This is a genomic window from Cupriavidus sp. D39 (assembly GCF_026627925.1).
GTDB classification, from domain to species: Bacteria; Pseudomonadota; Gammaproteobacteria; order Burkholderiales; family Burkholderiaceae; genus Cupriavidus; species Cupriavidus ulmosensis.
The window spans coordinates 5,099,391-5,120,645 of sequence record NZ_JAPNLE010000009.1 but is presented as its reverse complement, the minus strand read 5'-3'; the positions used below and the strand labels follow the sequence as shown (position 1 = coordinate 5,120,645).

Annotated in this window: 19 protein-coding genes, 1 tRNA gene and 1 pseudogene; 9 read left to right on the top strand and 12 right to left on the bottom strand. The window is 66.5% G+C overall.

The genetic code is table 11. The annotated features are described in order from the left end of the window. The 4 genes and pseudogenes from aroC to OMK73_RS35910 all read right to left on the bottom strand — a co-directional run bounded on the left by aroC (position 1) and on the right by OMK73_RS35910 (position 4,477). Positions 1–1,119 (bottom strand): chorismate synthase, encoded by a 1,119-nt coding sequence (gene aroC / locus OMK73_RS35925; RefSeq protein ID WP_267606171.1) that lies wholly within the window; start codon positions 1,117–1,119, stop codon positions 1–3. A gap of 87 nt (positions 1,120–1,206) precedes the next feature. After that, a pseudogene (locus OMK73_RS35920) lies at positions 1,207–1,925 on the bottom strand (glutathione S-transferase C-terminal domain-containing protein). A gap of 22 nt (positions 1,926–1,947) precedes the next feature. Further along, positions 1,948–3,846, bottom strand: coding sequence for an MFS transporter (locus tag OMK73_RS35915; protein WP_267606170.1), 1,899 nt, complete (start codon positions 3,844–3,846; stop codon positions 1,948–1,950). Between the two features lie 184 nt (positions 3,847–4,030). Continuing rightward, complete coding sequence (locus OMK73_RS35910) at positions 4,031–4,477, bottom strand: CBS domain-containing protein (protein ID WP_267606169.1); 447 nt, start codon at positions 4,475–4,477, stop codon at positions 4,031–4,033. Between the two features lie 202 nt (positions 4,478–4,679). Between OMK73_RS35910 and OMK73_RS35905 the strand changes: the two genes are divergently transcribed. From OMK73_RS35905 to OMK73_RS35895, 3 genes are all read left to right on the top strand, one after another. Beyond that, entirely contained in the window at positions 4,680–5,990 is a 1,311-nt protein-coding gene (locus OMK73_RS35905; RefSeq protein ID WP_267606168.1) for an O-acetylhomoserine aminocarboxypropyltransferase, read from the top strand. Beyond that, positions 5,990–6,814, top strand: coding sequence for an alpha/beta fold hydrolase (locus OMK73_RS35900; RefSeq protein WP_267606167.1), 825 nt, complete (start codon positions 5,990–5,992; stop codon positions 6,812–6,814). Before OMK73_RS35905 ends, OMK73_RS35900 begins: the two co-directional genes overlap by 1 nt. Positions 6,815–7,282: 468 nt before the next feature. Continuing rightward, the gene (locus OMK73_RS35895; protein ID WP_267606166.1) at positions 7,283–7,600 is read left to right on the top strand and encodes an Mpo1-like protein; all 318 of its coding nucleotides are present in this window, start codon (positions 7,283–7,285) and stop codon (positions 7,598–7,600) included. Positions 7,601–7,612: 12 nt separating this feature from the next. Here the strand turns inward: OMK73_RS35895 and OMK73_RS35890 are convergent, their stop codons facing one another. Further along, the gene (locus OMK73_RS35890; RefSeq protein WP_267606165.1) at positions 7,613–8,977 is read right to left on the bottom strand and encodes a YihY family inner membrane protein; all 1,365 of its coding nucleotides are present in this window, start codon (positions 8,975–8,977) and stop codon (positions 7,613–7,615) included. A gap of 156 nt (positions 8,978–9,133) precedes the next feature. Here OMK73_RS35890 and wrbA point away from each other — a divergent pair, with 156 nt between their 5' ends. From wrbA to OMK73_RS35875, 3 genes are all read left to right on the top strand, one after another. Next, positions 9,134–9,739 (top strand): NAD(P)H:quinone oxidoreductase, encoded by a 606-nt coding sequence (wrbA, locus tag OMK73_RS35885; protein ID WP_267606164.1) that lies wholly within the window; start codon positions 9,134–9,136, stop codon positions 9,737–9,739. Continuing rightward, positions 9,736–10,167 (top strand): DUF2069 domain-containing protein, encoded by a 432-nt coding sequence (locus OMK73_RS35880; protein WP_267606163.1) that lies wholly within the window; start codon positions 9,736–9,738, stop codon positions 10,165–10,167. Before wrbA ends, OMK73_RS35880 begins: the two co-directional genes overlap by 4 nt. Positions 10,168–10,253: 86 nt before the next feature. Further along, positions 10,254–11,675 (top strand): FAD-binding oxidoreductase, encoded by a 1,422-nt coding sequence (locus OMK73_RS35875; RefSeq protein WP_267606162.1) that lies wholly within the window; start codon positions 10,254–10,256, stop codon positions 11,673–11,675. Between the two features lie 24 nt (positions 11,676–11,699). Here OMK73_RS35875 and OMK73_RS35870 read toward each other — a convergent pair whose 3' ends face one another. The 7 genes from OMK73_RS35870 to cysS all read right to left on the bottom strand — a co-directional run bounded on the left by OMK73_RS35870 (position 11,700) and on the right by cysS (position 19,081). After that, positions 11,700–12,170 carry a gamma carbonic anhydrase family protein gene (locus OMK73_RS35870; RefSeq protein WP_267606161.1) on the bottom strand — a complete coding sequence of 157 codons (471 nt, stop codon included), beginning with the start codon at positions 12,168–12,170 and terminating at the stop codon, positions 11,700–11,702. Positions 12,171–12,598: 428 nt separating this feature from the next. Then, positions 12,599–12,692, bottom strand: a tRNA-Ser gene (locus OMK73_RS35865). A 147-nt stretch (positions 12,693–12,839) separates the two neighbouring features. Then, the gene (locus OMK73_RS35860; protein ID WP_183030978.1) at positions 12,840–14,090 is read right to left on the bottom strand and encodes an aspartate kinase; all 1,251 of its coding nucleotides are present in this window, start codon (positions 14,088–14,090) and stop codon (positions 12,840–12,842) included. A gap of 164 nt (positions 14,091–14,254) precedes the next feature. Then, positions 14,255–15,712 carry a tRNA lysidine(34) synthetase TilS gene (gene tilS / locus OMK73_RS35855; protein WP_420715695.1) on the bottom strand — a complete coding sequence of 486 codons (1,458 nt, stop codon included), beginning with the start codon at positions 15,710–15,712 and terminating at the stop codon, positions 14,255–14,257. Further along, positions 15,678–16,649 carry an acetyl-CoA carboxylase carboxyltransferase subunit alpha gene (locus OMK73_RS35850; protein WP_006163150.1) on the bottom strand — a complete coding sequence of 324 codons (972 nt, stop codon included), beginning with the start codon at positions 16,647–16,649 and terminating at the stop codon, positions 15,678–15,680. The genes tilS and OMK73_RS35850 overlap by 35 nt, the downstream gene beginning before the upstream one ends. Before the next feature lie 114 nt (positions 16,650–16,763). Beyond that, entirely contained in the window at positions 16,764–17,708 is a 945-nt protein-coding gene (locus OMK73_RS35845) for a DNA-3-methyladenine glycosylase family protein (protein WP_267606160.1), read from the bottom strand. After that, a complete protein-coding gene (gene cysS / locus OMK73_RS35840) occupies positions 17,693–19,081 on the bottom strand; it encodes a cysteine--tRNA ligase (RefSeq protein WP_267606159.1) in 1,389 nt (462 codons plus the stop codon). Before cysS ends, OMK73_RS35845 begins: the two co-directional genes overlap by 16 nt. 243 nt (positions 19,082–19,324) lie before the next feature. On the opposite strand from cysS, the gene OMK73_RS35835 reads away from it, so the two are divergent. From OMK73_RS35835 to OMK73_RS35825, 3 genes are all read left to right on the top strand, one after another. Further along, on the top strand, positions 19,325–20,023 hold the full coding sequence (locus tag OMK73_RS35835) for a tetratricopeptide repeat protein (protein ID WP_267606158.1): 699 nt from the start codon (positions 19,325–19,327) through the stop codon (positions 20,021–20,023). Positions 20,024–20,093: 70 nt separating this feature from the next. After that, a complete protein-coding gene (locus OMK73_RS35830) occupies positions 20,094–20,675 on the top strand; it encodes a peptidylprolyl isomerase (RefSeq protein ID WP_267606157.1) in 582 nt (193 codons plus the stop codon). A gap of 32 nt (positions 20,676–20,707) precedes the next feature. After that, positions 20,708–21,208, top strand: a complete 501-nt coding sequence (locus OMK73_RS35825) for a peptidylprolyl isomerase (protein ID WP_267606156.1) — start codon at positions 20,708–20,710, stop codon at positions 21,206–21,208. Positions 21,209–21,255 lie beyond the last annotated feature (47 nt).

Sequence of the window (21,255 nt, the reverse complement as noted above, 5' to 3'; positions counted from 1 at the left end):
TCAGCGCGACTGGCCGGACTGCGGCGACTGGGCGGGAATGCGCGGGGTATCGACCTTGACGTCGCCGCACTGGGCACGGTGGCGCAGCGCGTGGTCCATCAACACCAGCGCCAGCATGGCCTCAGCGATGGGGGTGGCGCGGATGCCCACGCAGGGATCGTGGCGGCCGAAGGTTTCCACCGTGGCGGGCTGGCCGGCCTTGTCGATGGATTCGCGCGGGGTGCGGATGCTGGAGGTAGGCTTGATCGCCAGCGAGACGGTGACGTCCTGGCCGGTCGAGATGCCGCCAAGCATGCCGCCGGCGTTATTGCCGCGGAAGCCTTCCGCGCTGAGCGAGTCACCATGCACGCTGCCGCGCTGGCTGACACTCTCGAACCCCGCGCCGATCTCCACACCCTTGACGGCGTTGATGCCCATCATGGCATGCGCGATATCGGCATCGAGCTTGTCGAACAGCGGCTCGCCCAGGCCCACCGGCACATTGCTCGCCACCACCTCGATGCGCGCGCCGACGGAGTCGCCGTCGCGGCGCAGCGCGTCCATATAGGTTTCCAGCTCCGGCACGATCTCCGCATTGGGCGCGAAGAAGGGATTCTCCGGCACTTCCGCCCAGTCCACGAACGGCACGCGGACTTCGCCCAGCTGCGACATATAGCCCCGGATCTCGGTGCCGTATTGCTCGCGCAGCCACTTCCTGGCCACGGCCGCCGCCGCCACCACCGGCGCCGTCAGGCGCGCCGACGAACGGCCGCCGCCACGATAGTCGCGGATGCCGTACTTTTGCCAGTAGGTGTAGTCGGCATGGCCCGGGCGGAAGGTCTCGACGATATTGCCGTAGTCCTTGCTGCGCTGGTCGGTATTGCGGATCAGCAGGCAGATCGGCGTGCCGGTGGTCTTGCCCTCGAACACGCCGGACAGGATCTCGACCTGGTCGGGCTCCTGGCGCTGCGTGACGTGGCGCGAGGTGCCGGGCTTGCGGCGATCCAGGTCGATCTGGATGTCGGCCTCGGTCAGGGACATGCCCGGCGGGCAGCCATCCACCACCGCGCCGATGGCCGGCCCGTGCGATTCGCCGAAAGTGGTGACAGTGAAGAGCAGGCCGAGAGTATTGCCGGACATGATGGGAGACCGCGCGGGGCGTGAGAATTGGGGAACGGGCTACATTGTAAGGCTTTTGCCGCCCTTCAGGCCCGCCCCGGCTCGCGCTCAGCGCGCTGGCGCCGCCTGCAGGTCTGGATAGTAGCGCTCGCGCATGCGCGCCACGTAGGCCACCAGGTTGGGGTGGGATTCAGCCGCGGTGCGGATCGGCGTGTCGAACAACGGGCACAGCGCGCCGGCCATGAAGGCGAAGACGGTGGCGTCGGCGCCGCAAGGCTTGTCGCCCATCAGGTAAGGCTGCTCGCCCAGCACGTCGGCCACGGCCGCCACATCGCGGCCGGCGATCGCGGCCAGGTCGGCGGGGCTATGGCGCCCGAGCCCCTGCGTCCACAGGATGCGGCGGATCTTCGAGCGCACAAAACGGATCGCCAGGCCGCGCAGCGGCCAAGGTACGGCGCGGAAAAACGTTGCCGGACCCCGGGCAAAATTGGCGTCGTGGTTCCAGCGCGCGTCGGCCACCGCCCAGTAGAAGTTATCTTCCAGCATCTTCTCGACCGCCCAGGCCGTGCCGCGCTGGGACTGCGTCAGCCCTGCGTCGAAGTCGATATGGTAGGTCTTCTCCAGGTGCCAGCGGATCAGCGTGGAGTCCGCCACCACGCGGCCCTCGTCGTCGAGATAGGGCAGCTTGCCCTTGGGCGCGCGCCGCAATCCGCCCTGGGCGCAGCGGTGCGGCAGCCCCCGAGCTTGAGCAGCATGTCGGCCTTGGTGACGAAGGGGCTGGCATCGGGCAGGCCGAAGGCCGGCCCAAAGGTGTAAAGGGTGATCATGGTTGCCGCCTTCCGCTTGTCGTTAGCGCCACTCGCCGCGCAGGCCCTGCACCACCTGCTGCAGCCCCTCCGGCGTGGCCAGTTCCGGCGCAATCGGGTCGCCCACGACCAGTTCCAGCCGGTTGAGGATGCCGCGCCGGAATGGCCGGGACATGGCGTTGCCACCCTTGCGCGAGAAGAAACTGCCCCACAGCCCGCGCAGCGCCATCGGCACGACCGGCACCGGGGTGCGCCGGATGATCTGCTGCACGCCCTGCTTGAAGGGATTGAGCTCGCCGGTGGCCGTGATCTTGCCCTCCGGGAAGATGCAGACCAGGTCGCCGTCGGCCAGCGCGCGCGCGACCTCGTCGTAGGCGCGCTCCAGCATGACCGGGTCCTCGTGCGCCGGCGCGATCGGGATAGCCTTGGCCTGGCGGAAGAACCACGACATCAGCGGCACCTTGAAGATGCGGTGGTCCATCAGAAAACGCACCGGACGCGGGCTCGCGGCCATCAGCACCACCGCATCGGCAAAGCTGACGTGGTTGCACACCAGCACCGCCGCACCCTCGGTCGGAATGTGCTCGGCATTGACGCGCTTCAGGCGATACACCGTGTGCACCAGGATCCAGGCAATGAAGCGCAGCAGGAACTCCGGCACCAGCGAGTAAATGTAGATGGCGACCACCGCGTTGAGCAGCCCCACCACCAGGAACAGCTGCGCAATGCTGAAACCGGCCTGGGTCAGCACCACCGCCAGCAGCGAGGAGCCGATCATGAAAAAGCTGTTGAGGATGTTGTTGGCGGCAATGATGCGGGCCCGGTGCGTCGGCGCGCAGCGGCTCTGGATCAGCGCGTACAGCGGCACGCTGTAGAAGCCGCCGAACATCGCCAGCAGGAACAGGTCGATCAGCACGCGCCAGTGGCGCGGGTCGGCGGCAAAGCCGGCCAGCCCGGATAGTTCTGCATGATGCTCGCCGTTGCTGGCAAAGAACAGGTCGACCGCGAACACCGTCATGCCGATCGAGCCAAACGGCACCAGACCGATCTCCACCTGACGCCCGGACAGCCGCTCGCACAGCAGCGAGCCGGTGCCGATGCCGACCGAGAACACCGCCAGCAGCAGCGTCACCACATTCTGGTCGCCGCCCAGCACGTCCTTGGCAAAGCTGAAAAACGAGGTGAGGAACGTCGCGCCCAAAAACCAGAGCCAGGAAATCCCCAGCAGGCTCAGGAACACCGTGCGGTCGGTCCGCGCCAGCTTGAGGTTGCGCCAGGTTTCGGAGAACGGGTTCCAGTTGATGCGCAGGTCAGGCTGCGGCGCCGGCGAATCCGGCACGCGCGCGGACACCATGCGCCCGACCAGCGCCAGCAGCACGCAGGCGGCGCCGACATAGAGCGGCCCCACGATCTCCTCGCCATGGGTCAGGCCGGCCAGTTCGCCGCCAAGCAGGGTGCCAAGCAGGATGGCGACGAAGGTGCCCATCTCCACCAGCCCGTTGCCGCCCACCAGCTCGGTCTCGTCCAGGTGCTGCGGCAGGTAGGCGAACTTGACCGGGCCGAACAGCGTCGAGTGCAGCCCCATCAGGAAGGTACCCGTGTAGAGCAAGGGCGCGCTGTGTATGGCAAAGCCCGCCAGGCCCAGCAGCATGATGGCGATTTCCAGCGTCTTCACCAGCCGGATCAGGCGGGATTTCTCGATCTTGTCGGCGATCTGGCCGCTGGTGGCCGAGAACAGCACGAACGGCGCAATAAAGATGGCCGAGATCAGGAACGCCGCGCTCTTGGCGTCAACGCCGTCGAACAGGGCCGTATGGTAGGTGACAAGGGAGGTGAAGGCGACCTTGAACAGGTTGTCGTTCATGGCGCCCAGGAACTGGGTCCAGAAGAACGGCGCGAAGCGGCGCGTGCGGAGCAGACGGAACTGGTTTTGTTGGCTCATGTAGCGCTCATGTAGCGGTCGGCTCAAAAAGATGCCGCGTCGTTGCGCGGCATTTATCATTTATACGGATTACGGGCCGTGCCCCAGGAGGGTGCACATGCTGCCGGACCAGGGCAACCCGCAGCACCTCGATCGGCCAAGGCCGCCGCCCGCCGCTACCTGGCGCCTGCGCGCAACGAGCGGCTTACTCGGTCTTTTCTTCCGGCCAGTCGCGGATGTAGGCCTTGAGCATGCGGTTCTCGAAGCTCTGCTCTTCCACCACGGCCTTGGCCACGTCGTAAAACGAAATCACGCCCATCAGCGTCCGGTTATCCAGCACCGGCAGGTAACGGGTGTGGCGCTCCAGCATCATGCGGCGGACTTCATTGACGTCCGTCTCCATGGTGCAGGTCAGCGGCGCGTCGTCCATGACCTTGCGCAGGCTGGTGGTGCCGACGTTGCCGCCGTTGGCGGAGAGCGTCTTGATGATCTCGCGGAAGGTCAGCATGCCGACCAGGTCGCCGTATTCCATCACCACCAGCGAGCCGATATCGTGCTCGGCCATGATGTTGACCGCCAGCAGCAGTGACGTTTCCGGCTTCACCGTATAGAGCGTGTTGCCCTTGATCTGCAGGATGTCGCTGACTTTCATGATGGTCTCCGCTTGCTGAATCTGCTGTTTTGCTGTTTATTGCCTGCCGCTGCCGGCATGGCCTGATGCGCCGATCCTAGCCGAAACCAGCCGCCCAAGTAAAGCACGGGCCGCCGCCGGGGCCGCCAGGGCCATTTGCCGTGCTCCGCGGCGGCAGCGGATGCTACGATGCGATCCGGAGACAACTCTAGCCCTTGAAGCCATGTCCGGTACCCGTTTCGACACCCTGGCGCTGCATGCCGGCGCCGCCCCCGACCCCGCCACGGGGGCGCGGGCCACGCCCATCCACCTGACGACATCCTTCGTCTTCAAAGACAGCGAGCACGCCGCCTCGCTGTTCAACATGGAACGCGCGGGCCACGTCTACTCACGTATCTCCAACCCCACGGTCGCCGTCTTCGAAGAGCGCGTCGCCGCCCTGGAGAACGGCGCCGGCGCGATCGGCGTGGCTTCGGGCCAGGCCGCGCTGCATCTGGCGGTGGCTACGCTGATGGGTGCGGGCTCGCACATCGTGGCATCCAGCGCCCTGTACGGCGGCTCGCACAACCTGCTGCACTACACGTTGCGCCGCTTCGGCATCGAGACCACCTTCGTGCAGGCGCGCGACATCGACGCCTGGCGCGCCGCCATCCGGCCCGAGACCAAGCTGCTGTTCGGCGAGACCCTGGGCAACCCCGGGCTGGACGTGCTCGACATCCCGACCCTGGCGCAGCTCGGCCAGGACAACGGCATCCCGCTGCTGGTCGACTCCACCTTCACCACGCCCTACCTGCTCAAGCCCTTCGACCTGGGCGCCGGCCTGCTCTATCACTCGGCCACCAAGTTCCTGGGCGGCCACGGCACCACCATCGGCGGCGTGCTGGCGGAAGGCGGCACCTTCGACTTCGACGCCTCGGGGCGCTTCCCCGAGCTGTCCGAGCCCTACGCGGGCTTCCACAATATGGTGTTTACCGAGGAAAGCACGGTGGCCCCGTTCCTGCTGCGCGCGCGCCGCGAAGGCCTGCGCGACTTCGGCGCCTGCCTGAGCCCGATGGCCGCCTGGCAACTGCTGCAGGGCATCGAGACGCTGCCGCTGCGCATGGCCCGCCACGTGGAGAACGCGCGCCGGGTGGTGCAGTTCCTGGTGTCGCACCCGATGGTCGAGTCGGTGGCCTATCCGGAGCTGGAATCCCACCCTGACTATGAGCTCGCCAAGCGCCTGCTGCCGCGCGGCGCGGGCGCCGTGTTCAGCTTCAACCTCAAGGGCAACCGCGCCGCGGGCCAGCGTTTCATCGAAAACCTGGCGCTGTTCTCGCACCTGGCCAACGTGGGCGATGCCCGCTCGCTGGTGATCCACCCCGCCTCCACCACCCACTTCCGCATGGACGCCGCGGCGCTGCAGGCGGCCGGCATCAGCGAAGGCACCATCCGCCTGTCGGTCGGCCTGGAAGACCCGGACGACCTCATCGACGACCTCAAGCGCGGCCTCAAGGCCGCCGAGAAAGCCATGAGCGCCAAGGGAGGGCAAGCCTGATGGAACTGACGATCGCAGGCCGCAAGGCCTACGCCTACACCGGAGGCAAACCCTTCGACCCGGCCCTGCCCTGCGCCGTGTTCGTGCACGGCGCGCAGAACGACCATAGCGTCTGGGCCCTGCAGACGCGCTGGTTCGCCAACCATGGCTTCAGCGTGCTGGCGGTCGACCTGCCCGGCCACAACCGTAGCGAGGGCGCGCCCCTCAAGACGGTCGAGGCCATGGCCGACTGGGTGGTCGAGCTGGTGCGCGCGGCCGGGGTCAGCGCCCCCGCGCTGGTTTTCGGGCACAGCATGGGCTCGTTGATCGCGCTGGAAACCGCCGCCCGCCACCCGGACGCGGTGCGCGCCATCGCCCTGCTCGCCACGGCCTACCCGATGAAAGTCGCCGACGCCCTGCTCGACGCCTCGCTCAACCGCGTGGACCAGGCCATCGCCATGGTCAACGCCTGGTCGCACTCCAGCCTAGCCAACAAGCCTTCCTCGCCGGGACCGGGTTCGTGGATGCAAGGCGGCAGCCAGCGCCTGATGGAACGCGTGGCACAACGCAACCCCGAAGGCCACGTCTTCCACAACGACTTCTCCGCCTGCAACGCCTACGCCAACGGCGACGCCGCCGTGGCCGGCGTGCGTTGCCCCGCCCTGTTCATCAGCGGCAGCAAGGACATGATGACCTCGCCCAAAGCCGCGCAAGCACTCGCGGCCAAGATGGCCTCGGCCAGCACGGTCACGGTGCCCTGCGGGCACGCGCTGATGGGGGAAAGGCCGGACGAGGTACTCGACGCACTGGCGGCGTTTGCGCGCAAGGTGGTAGCGGCAGGTTGAACGCTGCAGCGCCGCGGGCGCCCGCCCTCTCCCCGGCCCCTCTCCCACAAGTGGGAGAGGGGAGCAAACCAGCGGCAAGATCAACCAACTGTGGTAGCCGTGTTTCCCGCCCGAAGGGGCGGGAAACACCCACGCGCGATGCGAAGCGAGCCGTGGAGGTGTGCCAAGGCCGTATGGGGCGCCTCGGGATTCGGCGAAAAGAGCGGAAAAGAGGGACCCATGTTTGAGTATCGCCTTAAGGCGATGCGAGTTTGGGTCCCGGCCGCTCTTTTCGTCGAATCCCGAGGGGGTGTCGCCCCATCCGGCGCGCTTTTTTGCCTACTTTTTTGGCAAGACAAAAAAGTAGGTCGCCTCCCCGAAGGGGAGGTGAAACTGCAGTTGCCTTTGACGTTAGGCAGTTGCAGTTGCAGTCACCACCACACCCCAAATAAACTAAAACCTCCCCCGAACCCCCCACAGGAACCCGCCATGCCCCAGGCCCACCCCCGTGAGTTCGAGAATTTCGCCGCCTTCTACCCGTTCTACCTGAACGAACACCGCAACCCCACCTGCCGCCGCCTGCATTTCGCCGGCTCCACAGTGGCATTGCTGTGCCTGCTCGCGCTGATCCTCAGCGGCAACTGGTGGTGGCTGGCAGCGGCCGCGGTATCAGGCTATGCCTTCGCCTGGGTCGGCCATTTCGCCTTCGAGAAGAACCGCCCCGCCACCTTCCGCCATCCGCTCTACAGCCTGATGGGCGACTGGGTCATGTACAGCGAGATCTGGCGCGGCAGGATTCCCTTCTAGCCCACGCGGCCATCAAACCTGGCCGTGCCAACCGGGTGGCACCACTTCAAGGGTGCGCCGTGCGGGATCGGCCGGGCGTTCCTGGGTTGCCGACCCTGCCTGCGCTTGCCCCTGCTGATCCTGTTGCTGGCGCCGGAACACCGCCTCCAGCGGCTGGTCCAGGCGTGGGTTGTCCAGCACCTGCTTGAGTGCATCGGCGCCTTGCAGCTGCTGCGCCAGGGCCGTGCGCGGCAGGCGCGGCAGGTTCAGCACCAGCCGGTCGTGCAGCGTGCGCAGCGTCACCTGCCCCGGGTCGCACAGCAGCGCCCAGTGCGCCTGGCCGCGATCCTGCGCCAGCCTGCCGACCAGATGCATGGCCTTGAGCTTGCCCAGCAGGTCCGCCAGGTAATCCGCCTCGACCCGCAGCTTTCGCCCCAGGTCCAGCTCGCCAGCGCTGCGCGGCACTTCGTCCCGCGCCCGGTAGAGCAGGTAGAGCACGCCAAGCGCGTCGAAGAACTCGCTGCCGGCAAAGGTGCGGCGGCGCCAGTAGCCCTGCCGGATCACCGGCAGGTTGGCGGCAATGGTGGCGCCCAGCAAGGTCACCAGCCAGCTCAGGTAGATCCACAGCAGGAAGATCGGCAGCGCGGCAAAGGTGCCGTAGACCGCGGTGTAGGTCGGGATATGGGTGACGAAGTAACCGAAGCCGCGTTTGGCCAGCTCGAAGGCCAGCGCCGCCACCAGGCCGGCGGCAATCGCATCGCGCCATTCCACGTTGGCGTTGGGCACGGCGGTGTAGAGAAAGGCAAAAGCCACCGCCGAGAGCAGCACCGGCGTCAGGCTCACCACCAGCCCCAGCCCGAACGGCATGGTGCCGACATAGCCGGCCGAGACCGAGATCAGGTAGGAGCTGATCGACAGGCTGGCGCCGATCAGCACGGGGCCCAGCGTCAGCACGGCCCAGAAGACCAGCACGCGCTGCGCCAGCGGGCGGCGCTGCTTGACCCGCCAGATCGCGTTGAGCGCGTCCTCCACCGTCAGCATGGTCAGGACCGAAGTCACCATCAGGCCGCCCAGGCCCACGGCGGTCAGGCCCTTGGCGTTCTTGGCGAACTGGCCGAGGTAGCTGGTAATGGAATTGCTGACGTTGCCCGGAATCAGGTTCTGGAACAGGAACGACTCGGTCTCGCTGCGAAACTCGCGGAACACCGGGAAGGCCGCCAGCAAGGCAAAGGCCACCGTCAGCACGGGCACCACCGCCAGCACCGTGGTGAATGTCAGGCTGGCCGCGACCTGCGGCAAGCGGCCTTCGCCGGCGCGGCGCAGCGCGTAGCGGGTGAGCGCGCGCAGTTTTTGCAGGTTCCATTCCCTGCGCAGGCGAACGATGCGGGCGGCAAACATGCTGGGGCAAACTCCTAACCGGATTCAGTGGCGGGGCCGCAACTATAATACGCGCATCGCCTTCGCGCGCCGCGCAAGGCACAAACCCGGCCTGCCTCCCGGGACCGCCCCATCCTGGCGCCCCCCGGTTACCCGTGGGGCGCCGCAGCCCTGTCCATGACCGAACTCTTAGTCCTCTACTACAGCCGCCACGGCAGCACCCGCAAGCTGGCCGAATGCATCGCCACCGGCGTCGACAGCGTACCCGGCGCGCAGGCGCGCCTGCGCACAGTGCCGCCCGTCTCGACCGTGAGCGAAGCCACCGCCCCGGATATCCCCGCTGATGGCCCGCCGTACGCGGAACTGCGCGACCTGGAGGAATGCGCCGGCCTGGCCCTGGGCAGCCCCACGCGTTTTGGCAACATGGCCGCGCCGATGAAGTACTTCCTCGATGGCACCGTGGCCCAGTGGCTGTCGGGCGCCCTCACCGGCAAGCCTGCCTGCGTGTTCACCGCCACCGGCAGCCTCCACGGGGGCCAGGAAACCACCTTGCTGTCGATGATGCTGCCCCTGCTCCATCACGGCATGCTGGTCATGGGCCTGCCCTATTCGGAAAGCGCGCTGATGACCACCACCGGCGGCGGCACGCCCTACGGCCCGAGCCACCACGCGCGCGTGGACAACAGCGCGCCGGTGTCCGAGGATGAAGCCGCGCTCGCGCGCGCCATGGGCAAGCGCCTGGCCGAGACTGCGCTGCGGCTGGCCGGCGGGAGCCGCGCATGAGCGCCGCCCCGAACCCCGCGGCATCGTCCGCCGCCAACGCCAGCGACGGCGCGCTGCACAATGCCGCCCTGTGGCGCCTGAGCGCGGGCAGCCTGATCGCGCTGATCGTGCTGTGCATCGCCTGGGAATGGTTCCTGGCGCCGCTGCGCCCTGGCGGCTCCTGGCTGATCCTCAAGTTCCTGCCGCTGCTGCTGCCGCTGCGCGGCGTGCTGACCCGCAACCGCTACACCATGCAGTGGTCTTCGATGCTGATCCTGCTGTTCTTCACCGAAGGCATCGTGCGCGCCACCAGCGACCGCGCGCCATCTTCCACGCTGGCGTGGATCGAGGTCGCGCTGACGCTTGTGTTCTTCTTCGGCACCATCCTCTACCTGCGCCCTTACAAGCGCCGCGCCAAGGCCCTGCAGCCGCCCAAGCCCGGCAAATGACCACGCCGGCGAGCTCGCCGTCAGCCCGCACCGATCCATCCCAGCGCGGCCGCCGCCACGGCGGCCGCCCTCCCGGACCCACCGCCATGAACGCCTCGCACCTCGACTCCTTCCTTGCCCTTTGCCGCGCCGCGCTCGGCGAGCAGCACGTGCTGACCGACGCCGCCGATAAGGCCCCCTACCTGACCGACTGGCGCAAGCGCTACACGGGCGAGGCAGTGGCGGTATTGCGGCCGGGCTCGGCGGAGGAAGTCGCCGCCGCCGTGCACGCCTGCCACGCGCACAAGCTGGCCGTGGTGCCGCAAGGCGGCAATACGGGGCTATGCGGCGGCGCCACGCCGCAGGCGGAACCCGCGTCGGTGGTGATCTCGCTGCAGCGCCTGAACCGGGTGCGGCAGGTGGACCCGCTCAACAACACCATCACCGTGGAAGCCGGCGTGATCCTGCAGCAGTTGCAAGACACCGCGCGCGAGCACGGCCGGCTGTTCCCGCTGAGCCTGGCCGCGGAAGGCAGCTGCACCATCGGCGGCAACCTCTCCACCAACGCGGGCGGCACGGCCGTGCTGCGCTATGGCAATACGCGCGAGCTCTGCCTGGGGCTGGAAGTGGTAACGCCTGCCGGCGAGATCTGGGACGGCCTGCGCGGCCTGCGCAAGGACAACACCGGCTACGACCTGCGCGACCTTTTTATCGGCGCGGAAGGCACGCTCGGCATCATCACCGCCGCCGTGATGAAACTCTACCCGCTGCCACGCGCCCGCGTCACCGCGCTGGCCGCCGTGGCCAGCCCGCGCGCGGCGCTGGCCTTGCTCGCTATCGCACAGCAGCGCGCCGGCGCCATGCTCACCGGCTTCGAGCTGATGTCGGAGCGGTGCCTGTCGCTGGTCACGACCCACTACCCGCAACTGCGTTATCCGTTCGACCGGCCGCATCCGCAAGTCGTGCTGCTGGAACTCTCCGACAACGAAAGCGAAGACCATGCGCGCGCCATCTTCGAAGCGCTGATGGAAACCGCCTTCGAAGCCGGCGTGGTGCAAGACGCGGTAGTCGCCGAGTCCGTGCAGCAGTCGCGCGACTTCTGGAACCTGCGCGAGCATATCCCGCTCGCCCAGGTCGACGAAGGCAAGAACATCAAGCACGACATCGCCCTGCCCATCTCGCGCATCGCGGACTTCATCGACACCACCGACGCCCTGATCCAGCAAGCCTTTCCCGGCGCGCGCATGGTCACCTTCGGCCATCTCGGCGACGGCAACCTGCATTACAACGTTTCGCCCCCGGTGGGCGAGAGCCATGATGCATTCCTCGGCAATTCGGCAGCCATCAACCTGATCGTGCATGACAGTGTGCACGCGCATCGGGGATCGATATCGGCGGAACACGGCCTCGGCCAACTCAAGCGTGAAGAGAACCGGCGCTACAAGAGCGAAGTGGAACTGGCGATGATGCGGGCGATCAAGCAGGCGCTGGATCCGCAGGGGCGGATGAATCCGGGCAAGGTGGTCTAGGCGAATGCGGCGGCGGGCAGGCGCTCAGGCGCCCTTCAACTCCGCCACGTGCTGGTCCTTCAGCTTGACGTAGTTGGCCGCCGTATAGCGGAAGAAACCGCGCTCCTTCTCCGTCAGCGGCCTCGCCTGCTTCACCGGGCTGCCAACATAGAGATGCCCGCTCTCTAGCACCTTGCCCGGCGGCACCAGGCTGCCGGCGCCGAGGATCACTTCGTCCTCGATCACCGCGCCGTCCATCACGATGGTGCCCATGCCGATCAGGATGCGGCTGCCCACCGTGCAGCCATGCAACAGCGCCTTGTGGCCAATCGTCACGTCGTCGCCGATGGTGAGCGGGAAGCCCTCGGGGTTGAACGGCCCGGCATGCGTGATGTGCAGCACGCTGCCGTCCTGCACGCTGGTGCGCGCGCCGATGCGGATGCGATGCATGTCGCCTCGGATGGTCACCAGCGGCCAGATGGAACTGTCCGCGCCGATCTCTACGTCGCCGATCACGACGGCGCTGGGGTCGACGAACGCGCGGTCGCCGAGTTGGGGGCCTTGCCCTGGAAGCTGCGAATGGTCACGATGTAAGCCTGAAAACCTGAAAGCCGCCAATCAAACGCATGCGCCGCCGCGCCGGGGTGGCGCCGGGTCAGGCGTGAACATGCGCTGGCACGCGCATTCTAATCCGATCTTCGCTCTCAGCCGTGCCCCACGCGGTCCTTGATGAAGCCCGCCACCCGCTCCAGCACCTGGCTCAGGTCCGGCTGGCGCCGTCGTCGATGTTCATCGCGTTGCCGCGCGATTTCATCTAGTGGCAATCGATGTGCCACTCCGCGCTGGAACGCGCATGCCGCACGCTCGCACGATTCGACGCCACAAAAAACAAAACCCCGGAAGACCGCAATCTTCCGGGGTTCCGCCGCCAATACGATGTGTAGTGGCGGAGACGGAGGGATTCGAACCCTCGATCCAGGTTTTGGCCCGGATGCTCCCTTAGCAGGGGAGTGCCTTCGACCTCTCGGCCACGTCTCCCAAATCTGCCGTTGTGTGAGGGAGGCCACACAACGAAGCGCGTATTCTATCGGGCCAATTTCAATTGGTCAACGGTGATTCGATGACTAATTTAAAAAACTTGCTCGGCCCGTCAGAAGCGCAGGCCGCACGCGGCCTTCGCATGGATCACGCCTGATCCAGCTCGAACACTTTATGCAGCGCGCGCACGGCGAGCTCCATGTACTTCTCGTCGATCAGCACCGAGATCTTGATTTCCGAGGTGGAGATCATCTGGATGTTGATGCCTTCTTCGGACAGCGTGCGGAACATCTTGCTGGCGATGCCGACGTGCGAGCGCATGCCCACGCCGACTACCGAGACCTTCGACACCTTCGGGTCGCCCGATACGCTGGCAGCGCCGATATGGGCCTTCACGCCATCGTTGAGGATGGCGAGCGCGCGCTGGTATTCGCCGCGCGGCACGGTGAAGGTGAAGTCGGTCTTGCCGTCGACGGACTGGTTCTGGATGATCATGTCGACGTCGATGTTGGCGTCGGCAACCGGGCCCAGGATCTGGTACGCGATGCCGGGCTTGTCGGGCACGCCCAGGACGGTGATCTTCGCCTCGTCACGGGCAAAGGCGATGCCGGAGATGACGGCTGCTTCCATTTCAGAATTTTCCTCAAAAGTGATCAGCGTGCCCGAGTGCATTTCTTGCTCGAGGGGCATCAGGGGGTCGGTGAGCGACGACAGCACGCGGGTCTTCACGCGGTACTTGCCGGCGAATTCCACTGAACGGATCTGCAGCACCTTGGAGCCCAGGCTGGCCATTTCCAGCATCTCCTCGAAGGTGATCTGGTCCAGGCGGCGAGCGTCTTCGACCACGCGCGGATCGGTGGTGTAGACCCCGTCCACGTCGGTGTAGATCAGGCATTCCTCAGCCTCGATGGCGGCGGCGATCGCCACGGCCGAGGTGTCGGAGCCACCACGGCCCAGCGTGGTGATGTTGCCGTTGTCGTCGATGCCCTGGAAGCCCGTGACCACCACCACGCGCCCGGCGTCGAGATCGGCCAGGATGCGCTCGTCATCGATGGACTCGATGCGGGCCTTGGTGTGGGACGAGTCGGTCTTCACCGGCACTTGCCAGCCGGTGTAGCTGATCGCGTCGACGCCCTCGCCTTGCAGCGCAATCGCGAGCAAGGCGGAGCTGGCTTGCTCGCCGGTGGCGGCCAGCATATCCAGCTCACGCGGGCTCGGCTGCGCCGAAATTTCCTTGGCAAGGCCAAGCAGGCGATTGGTCTCGCCTGACATGGCCGAAGGCACCACGACTACGCGGTGACCTGCACGATGCCATTTGGCAACGCGCTTGGCGACATTCTTGATGCGTTCCGGAGAACCCATCGAAGTGCCACCGTATTTGTGAACGATGAGAGCCATCTGTTTGTCGACACCAGCGATTGTGCAAAACCCCTGAAAATACACGAAGGGGCGACCCAAGGCAAGGCGTGAGGGCATCGGACGACGGCCGCGGCAAGTGGAGCGCAAGGGTTGCTGCGGCCAGAAAGCGGCCTGAAAACGGCCCGAAAGCGGCTTACCGGCGCTCAATCGATCGGCGCGATGTGGCCCGGCCCATCCACCCACTCGACCCATTCGACACGCCAGCGTGGCGCGGCCGGCGCATCCGGCCAGCGCCGGTGCATGCCCAGGCCAGCCGCGAACACAAGCTGGTCGCCAGACCACAGCAGCGGCAGCCGCGCGCGGCGCGCCATCGGCACACCAGCCTCCTGGTAGGCCTGCTTGAGCGCGCGCGCTGGCCCGCCCGGGCGCAGCACGATGCGCTCGCCGCCTTGCCGCGCAGCAAGGCGCATGGGGCGGCGCAGCGCCGCTTCCGGCAGGCCGAAGGTATCGTCGCGCGTGAAGCGCAGCTCGCCATGCCACGCGGGCACAGGCAGGCTTGCTTCTCCCTGCCAATGCAGCGCCAGGTCTTCCGACACGATGGCCGGCCCGGCGCAGCGTGCCAGCACGCGCCCCTGGAAGCGATGCAAGACCAGGGCCTCGTGATGGATGGCGGGCTCGCCGCCTTCGTGCTCGATCAGTTGCGCGCGCATGGCGGACAGCCGCGCGGTGGATGGGGCCTGCGTGCCGAGCTCGCGCAGCCACAGGCGCAGCACGGCATCGGCCTGGGCCGGCGCCAGCGCGCGCAGCCCGGCGAGATCTAGCTCGGCCAGCGTGCTGGCATCGCGCGGCGTGCGCACCAACCCCGACATCCACTGCGTGGCGAGCGCGTCGAGCAATTCGCCGGCCTGCGCCAGGTGCGCTGCAGCCTGCGCCACGTTGGCACGCAATGCAGGAAACGCGGCAGCCAGCGCCGGCATCTGCTGCCTCAGCGCGTTGCGGGCGAAACGGGCATCGTCATTGGAAGGATCGTCGATCCAGGGGAGCGCGTGGATGGCGCAGTACGCATCGATGTCGTCGCGGCCGACCTCAAGCCAGGGACGCAGCAATACGATCTGCTGCCTCTCCCCAAGCCGGCGCAGGCGCGGCATGCCGCCAAGCCCGGCCAGCCCGCTGCCGCGGAACAGGCGCAACAGCACGGTCTCGACCTGGTCGTCCAGGTGATGCGCGAACAGCAGCAGTTGCGCCCCGGCCTCATCGCACATGGCCTCGAGCGCAGCGTAGCGCGCGCGGCGCGCCGCTGCCTCCAGCCCTTCGCCCTGCCCCTGGGTCACGGTGACGCGGCGGCTGAAAAACGGCAGTTGCCAGTCGCTGCACAGCGAGGCGCAGAAAGCGTCCCACTGGTCCGCCTCGGCCTGCAGGCCATGATGCACATGCAGCGCAACCACGCGCAGCGGCAGCGATGACGCCACCACGGCCGCACGCAACGCGTGCAGCAGCGCGACCGAATCGCGTCCGCCGGAAAGGGCCACCGCCACCGTGCCTGCCCGCGCGCCGTCGCCAGAAACAACAAAGGCCGCACCGGCCTGAAGCGCCTGTGCGACCTTGTCGGTCAGGCCGGCGGACGGGTCAGCCCGGTGCGCCGGTTTCCTTGAACTTGCCATAGGCCAGCAGGCGCTCATGACGGCGTGCCTGCAGCTCCTTCACGCTCATGCCCTGGAACTGGCGCAGCGAATCCGCCAGCGAGCGCTTGAGCATGGCAGCCATGCCCTTGACGTCGCGGTGCGCGCCGCCCAGCGGCTCGCTCACGATCTTGTCGATCAGGCTGAGCGCCTTGAGGCGGTGCGCGGTCAGGCCGAGGGCTTCGGCAGCTTCCGGCGCCTTCTCGGCGGTCTTCCACAGGATCGACGCGCAGCCTTCCGGCGAGATCACGGCGTAGGTAGCGAACTGCAGCATCTGCACCACGTCGCCCACGGCAATCGCCAGTGCGCCGCCCGAGCCGCCTTCACCGATGATGGTGGCGATCAGGGGCACCTTGAGGCCTGCCATGACATAGAGATTGTGGCCGATGGCTTCGGACTGGCCGCGCTCTTCGGCGTCGATGCCGGGGAATGCCCCCGGGGTGTCGACGAAGGTGAAGATCGGCAGGCCGAACTTGTCGGCGAGTTCCATCAGGCGCTTGGCCTTGCGATAGCCCTCGGGCTTGGACATGCCGAAGTTGCGCAGCGCGCGCTCCTTGGTGTCGCGGCCCTTCTGGTGGCCCATCACCATGCACGCCTGCCCGTTGAAGCGAGCCAGGCCGCCCACGATCGACAGATCGTCGGCAAAGGCGCGGTCGCCGTGCAGTTCGTGGAAATCGGTGAAGATCTCGCGCACATAGTCCAGCGTGTAAGGACGCTGCGGGTGCCGGGCGATCTGTGCCACCTGCCATGGGGTCAGGTTGGCGTAGATGTCCTTGGTAAGCTGCTGGCTCTTGCCGGCCAGCCGCGAAATCTCTTCGGAGATATCGACAGCCGAATCGTCCTGCACAAATCGCAGTTCTTCGATCTTTGCCTCGAGTTCGGCAATAGGCTGCTCAAAATCTAGGAAGGTGGTTTTCATGAGACTCGCGTACCTGTCTGTGAAGGAGCGCATTCTACCGGAATTCGCCCACTAAACCGCAAGTCTGCGGATGCAGTCTCGCGCACTTCCGTGCAAATTTTGCTGCCTTCCAGCCTAATACGTCACAGGCAGGGGATCAAGACTACGCCACATATACCAGGTAGCGACGGTGCGCCACGGCTCCCAGTTGGCCGCAACCTCGCGCGCCTCGCTGCGCGTGACGGGCTCGCCGCTGAAATAATTCGCCGAGATGGCGTTGATCAGGCCAACGTCATCGAGTGGCAGCACATTGGGCCGCATCAAGTTGAACATCAGGAACATTTCGGCGGTCCAGCGGCCTATGCCGCGGATCTGCGTCAGCTCCGCGATGACGGCTTCGTCATCCATCTCGGTCCAGCTATTCACATGCACGCGCCCTGCCTTGAAATGCTCGGCAAGGTCGACGATGTATTCTGCCTTGCGGCGCGACAGGCCGCAGGCGGCCAGGTTGTCGTGACCCGCCTTGAGCATCTGCGCCGGCGTGAGCTTGGGACAGACCACCACCAGCCGCTCCCACACCGTCTGCGCGGCCTTCACCGAGATCTGCTGGCCCACCACGGACCGGGCCAGCGTGATGAACGGGTCGCCACGCGAGATCAGGTGCGCGGGGCCGTAGGTGGGGATCATCTTGCGCAGGATGCGGTCGCGCTTCATCAGGTCGGCGCAGGCCTCATCCCAGTAGGCCGGGCGCACGGCATCCACCACCGTTTCAACCGGCAGCGGCAGCGCCTCGGCTTCAGGCAGCACAGGCGCCCTGGCCGCGCGCGCGCCGGTCTTGAGCGCGGGCTTGCCGTCCGCCTTTAGCACCGGGCCAAGTGACTTGCCAGCTTCCTTGGCGGCCGCCTTCACTAGCTTGGCTGGCTTGGCGGGCTTGGCCACCTTCGCCGCCGTGCTCGCCTTAAGCAGTTTCGCGGGCGCCAGCGGCTTGGCCGCGGACTTGGCCTTGGTGGTCGCAGCAGTCTTGGACGGCGCCGTGGGCGTCGCCGTCTTGCGCACGGCAGCGTTCAAGCGCGCCTCCACTCGGTAGCACCGCCGGGCTTGTCTTCGAGAACCACGCCGCCCGCGAGCAACTCGGCTCGGATGCGGTCGGCTTCGGCAAAATTGCGATCGGCCTTGGCCTGCTTGCGCGCCGCGATCAGCCCTTCGATCTGCTCCGGCTCGAGGCCATCGGCCGGCTTGCCGCCTTGCAGGAACGCATGGGCATCGCGCCCCAGCAGGCCCAGCGTGGCGGCCAGCCCCTTGAGCTGGCGCGCCATCACGGAAGAGCCGGTGCGATTGACTTCGCCGGCCAGGTCGAACAGCACGGCCATGGCGATCGGCGTATTGAAATCGTCGCCCATTGCATCGACAAAGCGCCGCGCATGCGCCTCTTCCCAGTCCAGCGGCAGGGCATCGGGCTGCACGTCCTTGAGCGCCGTGTACAGGCGCGTCAGCGAGTGACGGGCGTCTTCCAGGTGGACATTGCTGTAGTGCAGCGGGCTGCGGTAGTGCGCGCGCAGGATGAAGAAGCGCACCACCTCGGCGTCGTACTCCTTGAGCACGTCGCGGATGGTAAAGAAGTTGCCAAGCGACTTCGACATCTTCTCGTCATTGATGCGCACGAAGCCGTTGTGCATCCACAGGTTGACGAACGTCTTGCCGCTGGCACCCTCGGACTGCGCGATCTCGTTCTCGTGGTGCGGGAACTGCAGGTCGGCGCCGCCGCCGTGGATGTCGAAATGCTCGCCCAGCAAGGCGCAGCTCATCGCCGAGCACTCGATATGCCAGCCAGGGCGGCCCGAGCCCCACTTGGAGTCCCACTTGCTTTCGGCGGGCTCGCTTTCCTTGGCGGACTTCCACAGCACGAAGTCGAGCGGATCGTGCTTGGCTTCGTTGGTGGCCACGCGCTCGCCGGCGCGCAGGTCCTCCAGCGACTTGCCCGACAGGCGGCCGTAGTTGGGGAACTTGCGCACGGCGTAGTTCACGTCGCCGTCGCTGGCATGGTAGGCCAGGCCGCGGGCTTCGAGCTTGCTGATGATGTCGAGCATCTGCGGCACGTAGTCGGTGGCGCGGGGCTCATGGTCCGGGCGCTGGATGCCGAGCGCGTCCGCATCTTCGTGCATGTAGCGGATGAAGCGGTCGGTCAGCGCGCCGATGGTCTCGCCATTCTCCGCGGCGCGGCGAATGATCTTGTCATCGATGTCGGTGATGTTCTGGACATATGTCACGTCGTAGCCGGCGGTGCGCAGCCAGCGCTGCACCATGTCGAATACCACCATCACGCGCGCATGGCCGACGTGACAATAGTCGTACACCGTCATGCCGCAGACATACATGCGTACACGGCCGGGTTCGATTGGCACGAAAGACTGCTTTTCACGCGCGAGCGTGTTGTAGATATTCAGAGGATGCATGAAACGAGGTGAATGGATGAGGGATTGCGCCATTGTCGCGCCATTCGCGAGACCGGCTACCTGGCGCCTGCCTAAAGCCTGGCGCGACCCATATCTTACCGGAAGCGCCCGGGCGCGGTGGGCCGTTGCCCCGCCTTGCGCCGCAGCACCGCAAGCCCGCGCGGCGAGGCCATCGCGCCGATACCCGGGCCGGCATGCCCGCGCTTTGCTAGAATGCCGCGGAGTATAACGGACCGCCCATACATGAGCCTGTTCCTGCCCACCATGGCAACCGCTTCATCCCAGCCCGCGCGCCAACGCCTTGCGGCCGCCTCCTTCGCCTTGGCGGCGATCCTGGCAGGCCTCGTTGCCGTCGCGGCGCCCGCGCGCGCGCAGAACGGTCCGCTATCGCTCGCGGTGCCGGGCAGCGCGCCCGGCGGCGTGCGCTCGGCCGACCCCGGCATGGCGGGCGCCGAAAAGGCGGCAGCGCAGAAGCAGTATGGCGAGGCCATCGACCGTTTCGACCGCGTGCTGGCCACCAACCCGCGCAATGCCCAGGCGCGCTTCGAGCGTGCATGGGCCCTGGCCCAGGCCGGGCGCGAGGACGAGGCCATCGCGGCGCTGCAATCCATGGCCCAGGACTTCCCGGAGTTGCCCGAACCGCACAACAACCTGGCGTTGCTGTATGCCAAGCGCGGGGACTTGAAGCGCGCCGAAGCGGAATTGCTGCTCGCGATCGATGTCAAGCCCGATTTCGCCGTGGGCTATGCCAACCTTGGCGATGTCTACCGCCGCATGGCCGAGAATGCGTACCGCAACGCCCTGCGCCGCAATCCCAAGGATGCGGGCGCCGCTGCCGGCCTCAAGCAATTGCAGCCTGTCGCGGCCACCCAGCCGCCGGCCGTCGGTACCCGCAAGCCAGGCGCGGCCGCCAGCGAGCCGGCCGCCGCGCCCAAACCTTAATTACCTTGCCCAACGGGCGGGGCCGCGACCCTGCCCGGCCCTATCGTTTCCCCGATCCACGGAGTCAAGCATGATCTTTTCGCGTCGCCTCGTCCTTGCCGGCATCGCCGCCGCCTTGGCGCTCTCGCCGCTGGCCGCGCAGGCACAGCAGACAAAAACCGAGCGGGTGCAGTTCGTCACCAGCGCCGGCAAGTTCACGCTCGAGGTCTATCCGGACGCCGCGCCCAAGACCGTCGCGAACTTCATGGAGTACGTGAAGAGCGGCTTCTATAGCGGTACCATCTTCCACCGCGTCATCAACGGCTTCATGGTGCAAGGCGGCGGCTTCGACCGGGACATGAAGCAAAAGCCCACGCGCGCGCCGATCCCGCTGGAAGCCCAGAACGGGCTGAAGAACAAGGCCGGCACGGTGGCCATGGCGCGCACCAGCGATCCGAACTCCGCCACCGCCCAGTTCTTCATCAATGTGGTGGATAATTCGAGTCTCGACTATCCGCAGCCGGACGGTAATGGTTACGCCGTGTTCGGCAAGGTGGTGGAAGGCATGGATACCGTCGACAAGATGAAGAACGCGCCCACCACCTCGTATGGCCCGATGCGCAATGTGCCGGCCACGCCGATCGTGATCGAGTCGGCTACCGTCGTCAAATAACCGCCGAACAAACACCGAACAAAGGAAATCCAATGTCCAAGGTAGAGCTCCACACCAACCAGGGTGTCATCACCATCGAACTCGACGCTGAAAAGGCACCGAAGTCGGTTGAAAACTTCCTGTCGTATGTGCGCAAGGGTCACTACGACAACACCATTTTTCACCGTGTGATCAAGAACTTCATGATCCAGGGCGGCGGTTTCGAACCCGGCATGAAGCAAAAGGGCACCGATGCCCCGATCGAGAACGAAGCCGGCAACGGCCTGAAGAACGATCGCTACACGGTTGCCATGGCGCGTACCAACGCACCGCACTCGGCCACCGCGCAGTTCTTCATCAATGCGGTCGACAATGACTTCCTGAACTTCACCTCGCCGACCCCGCAAGGCTTCGGCTATGCCGTGTTCGGCAAGGTTGTCGACGGTACCGACGTGGTCGAGAAGATCAAGGGCGTGCGTACCGGCAGCGCTGGCTTCCACCAGGACGTGCCGCTCGAAGACGTGGTCATCGAAAAGGCCGTGGTGGTCGAATAAGCCACTGGCCATCCCGGGACACGTTTCACCGAGCCCCGCGGGGTCGC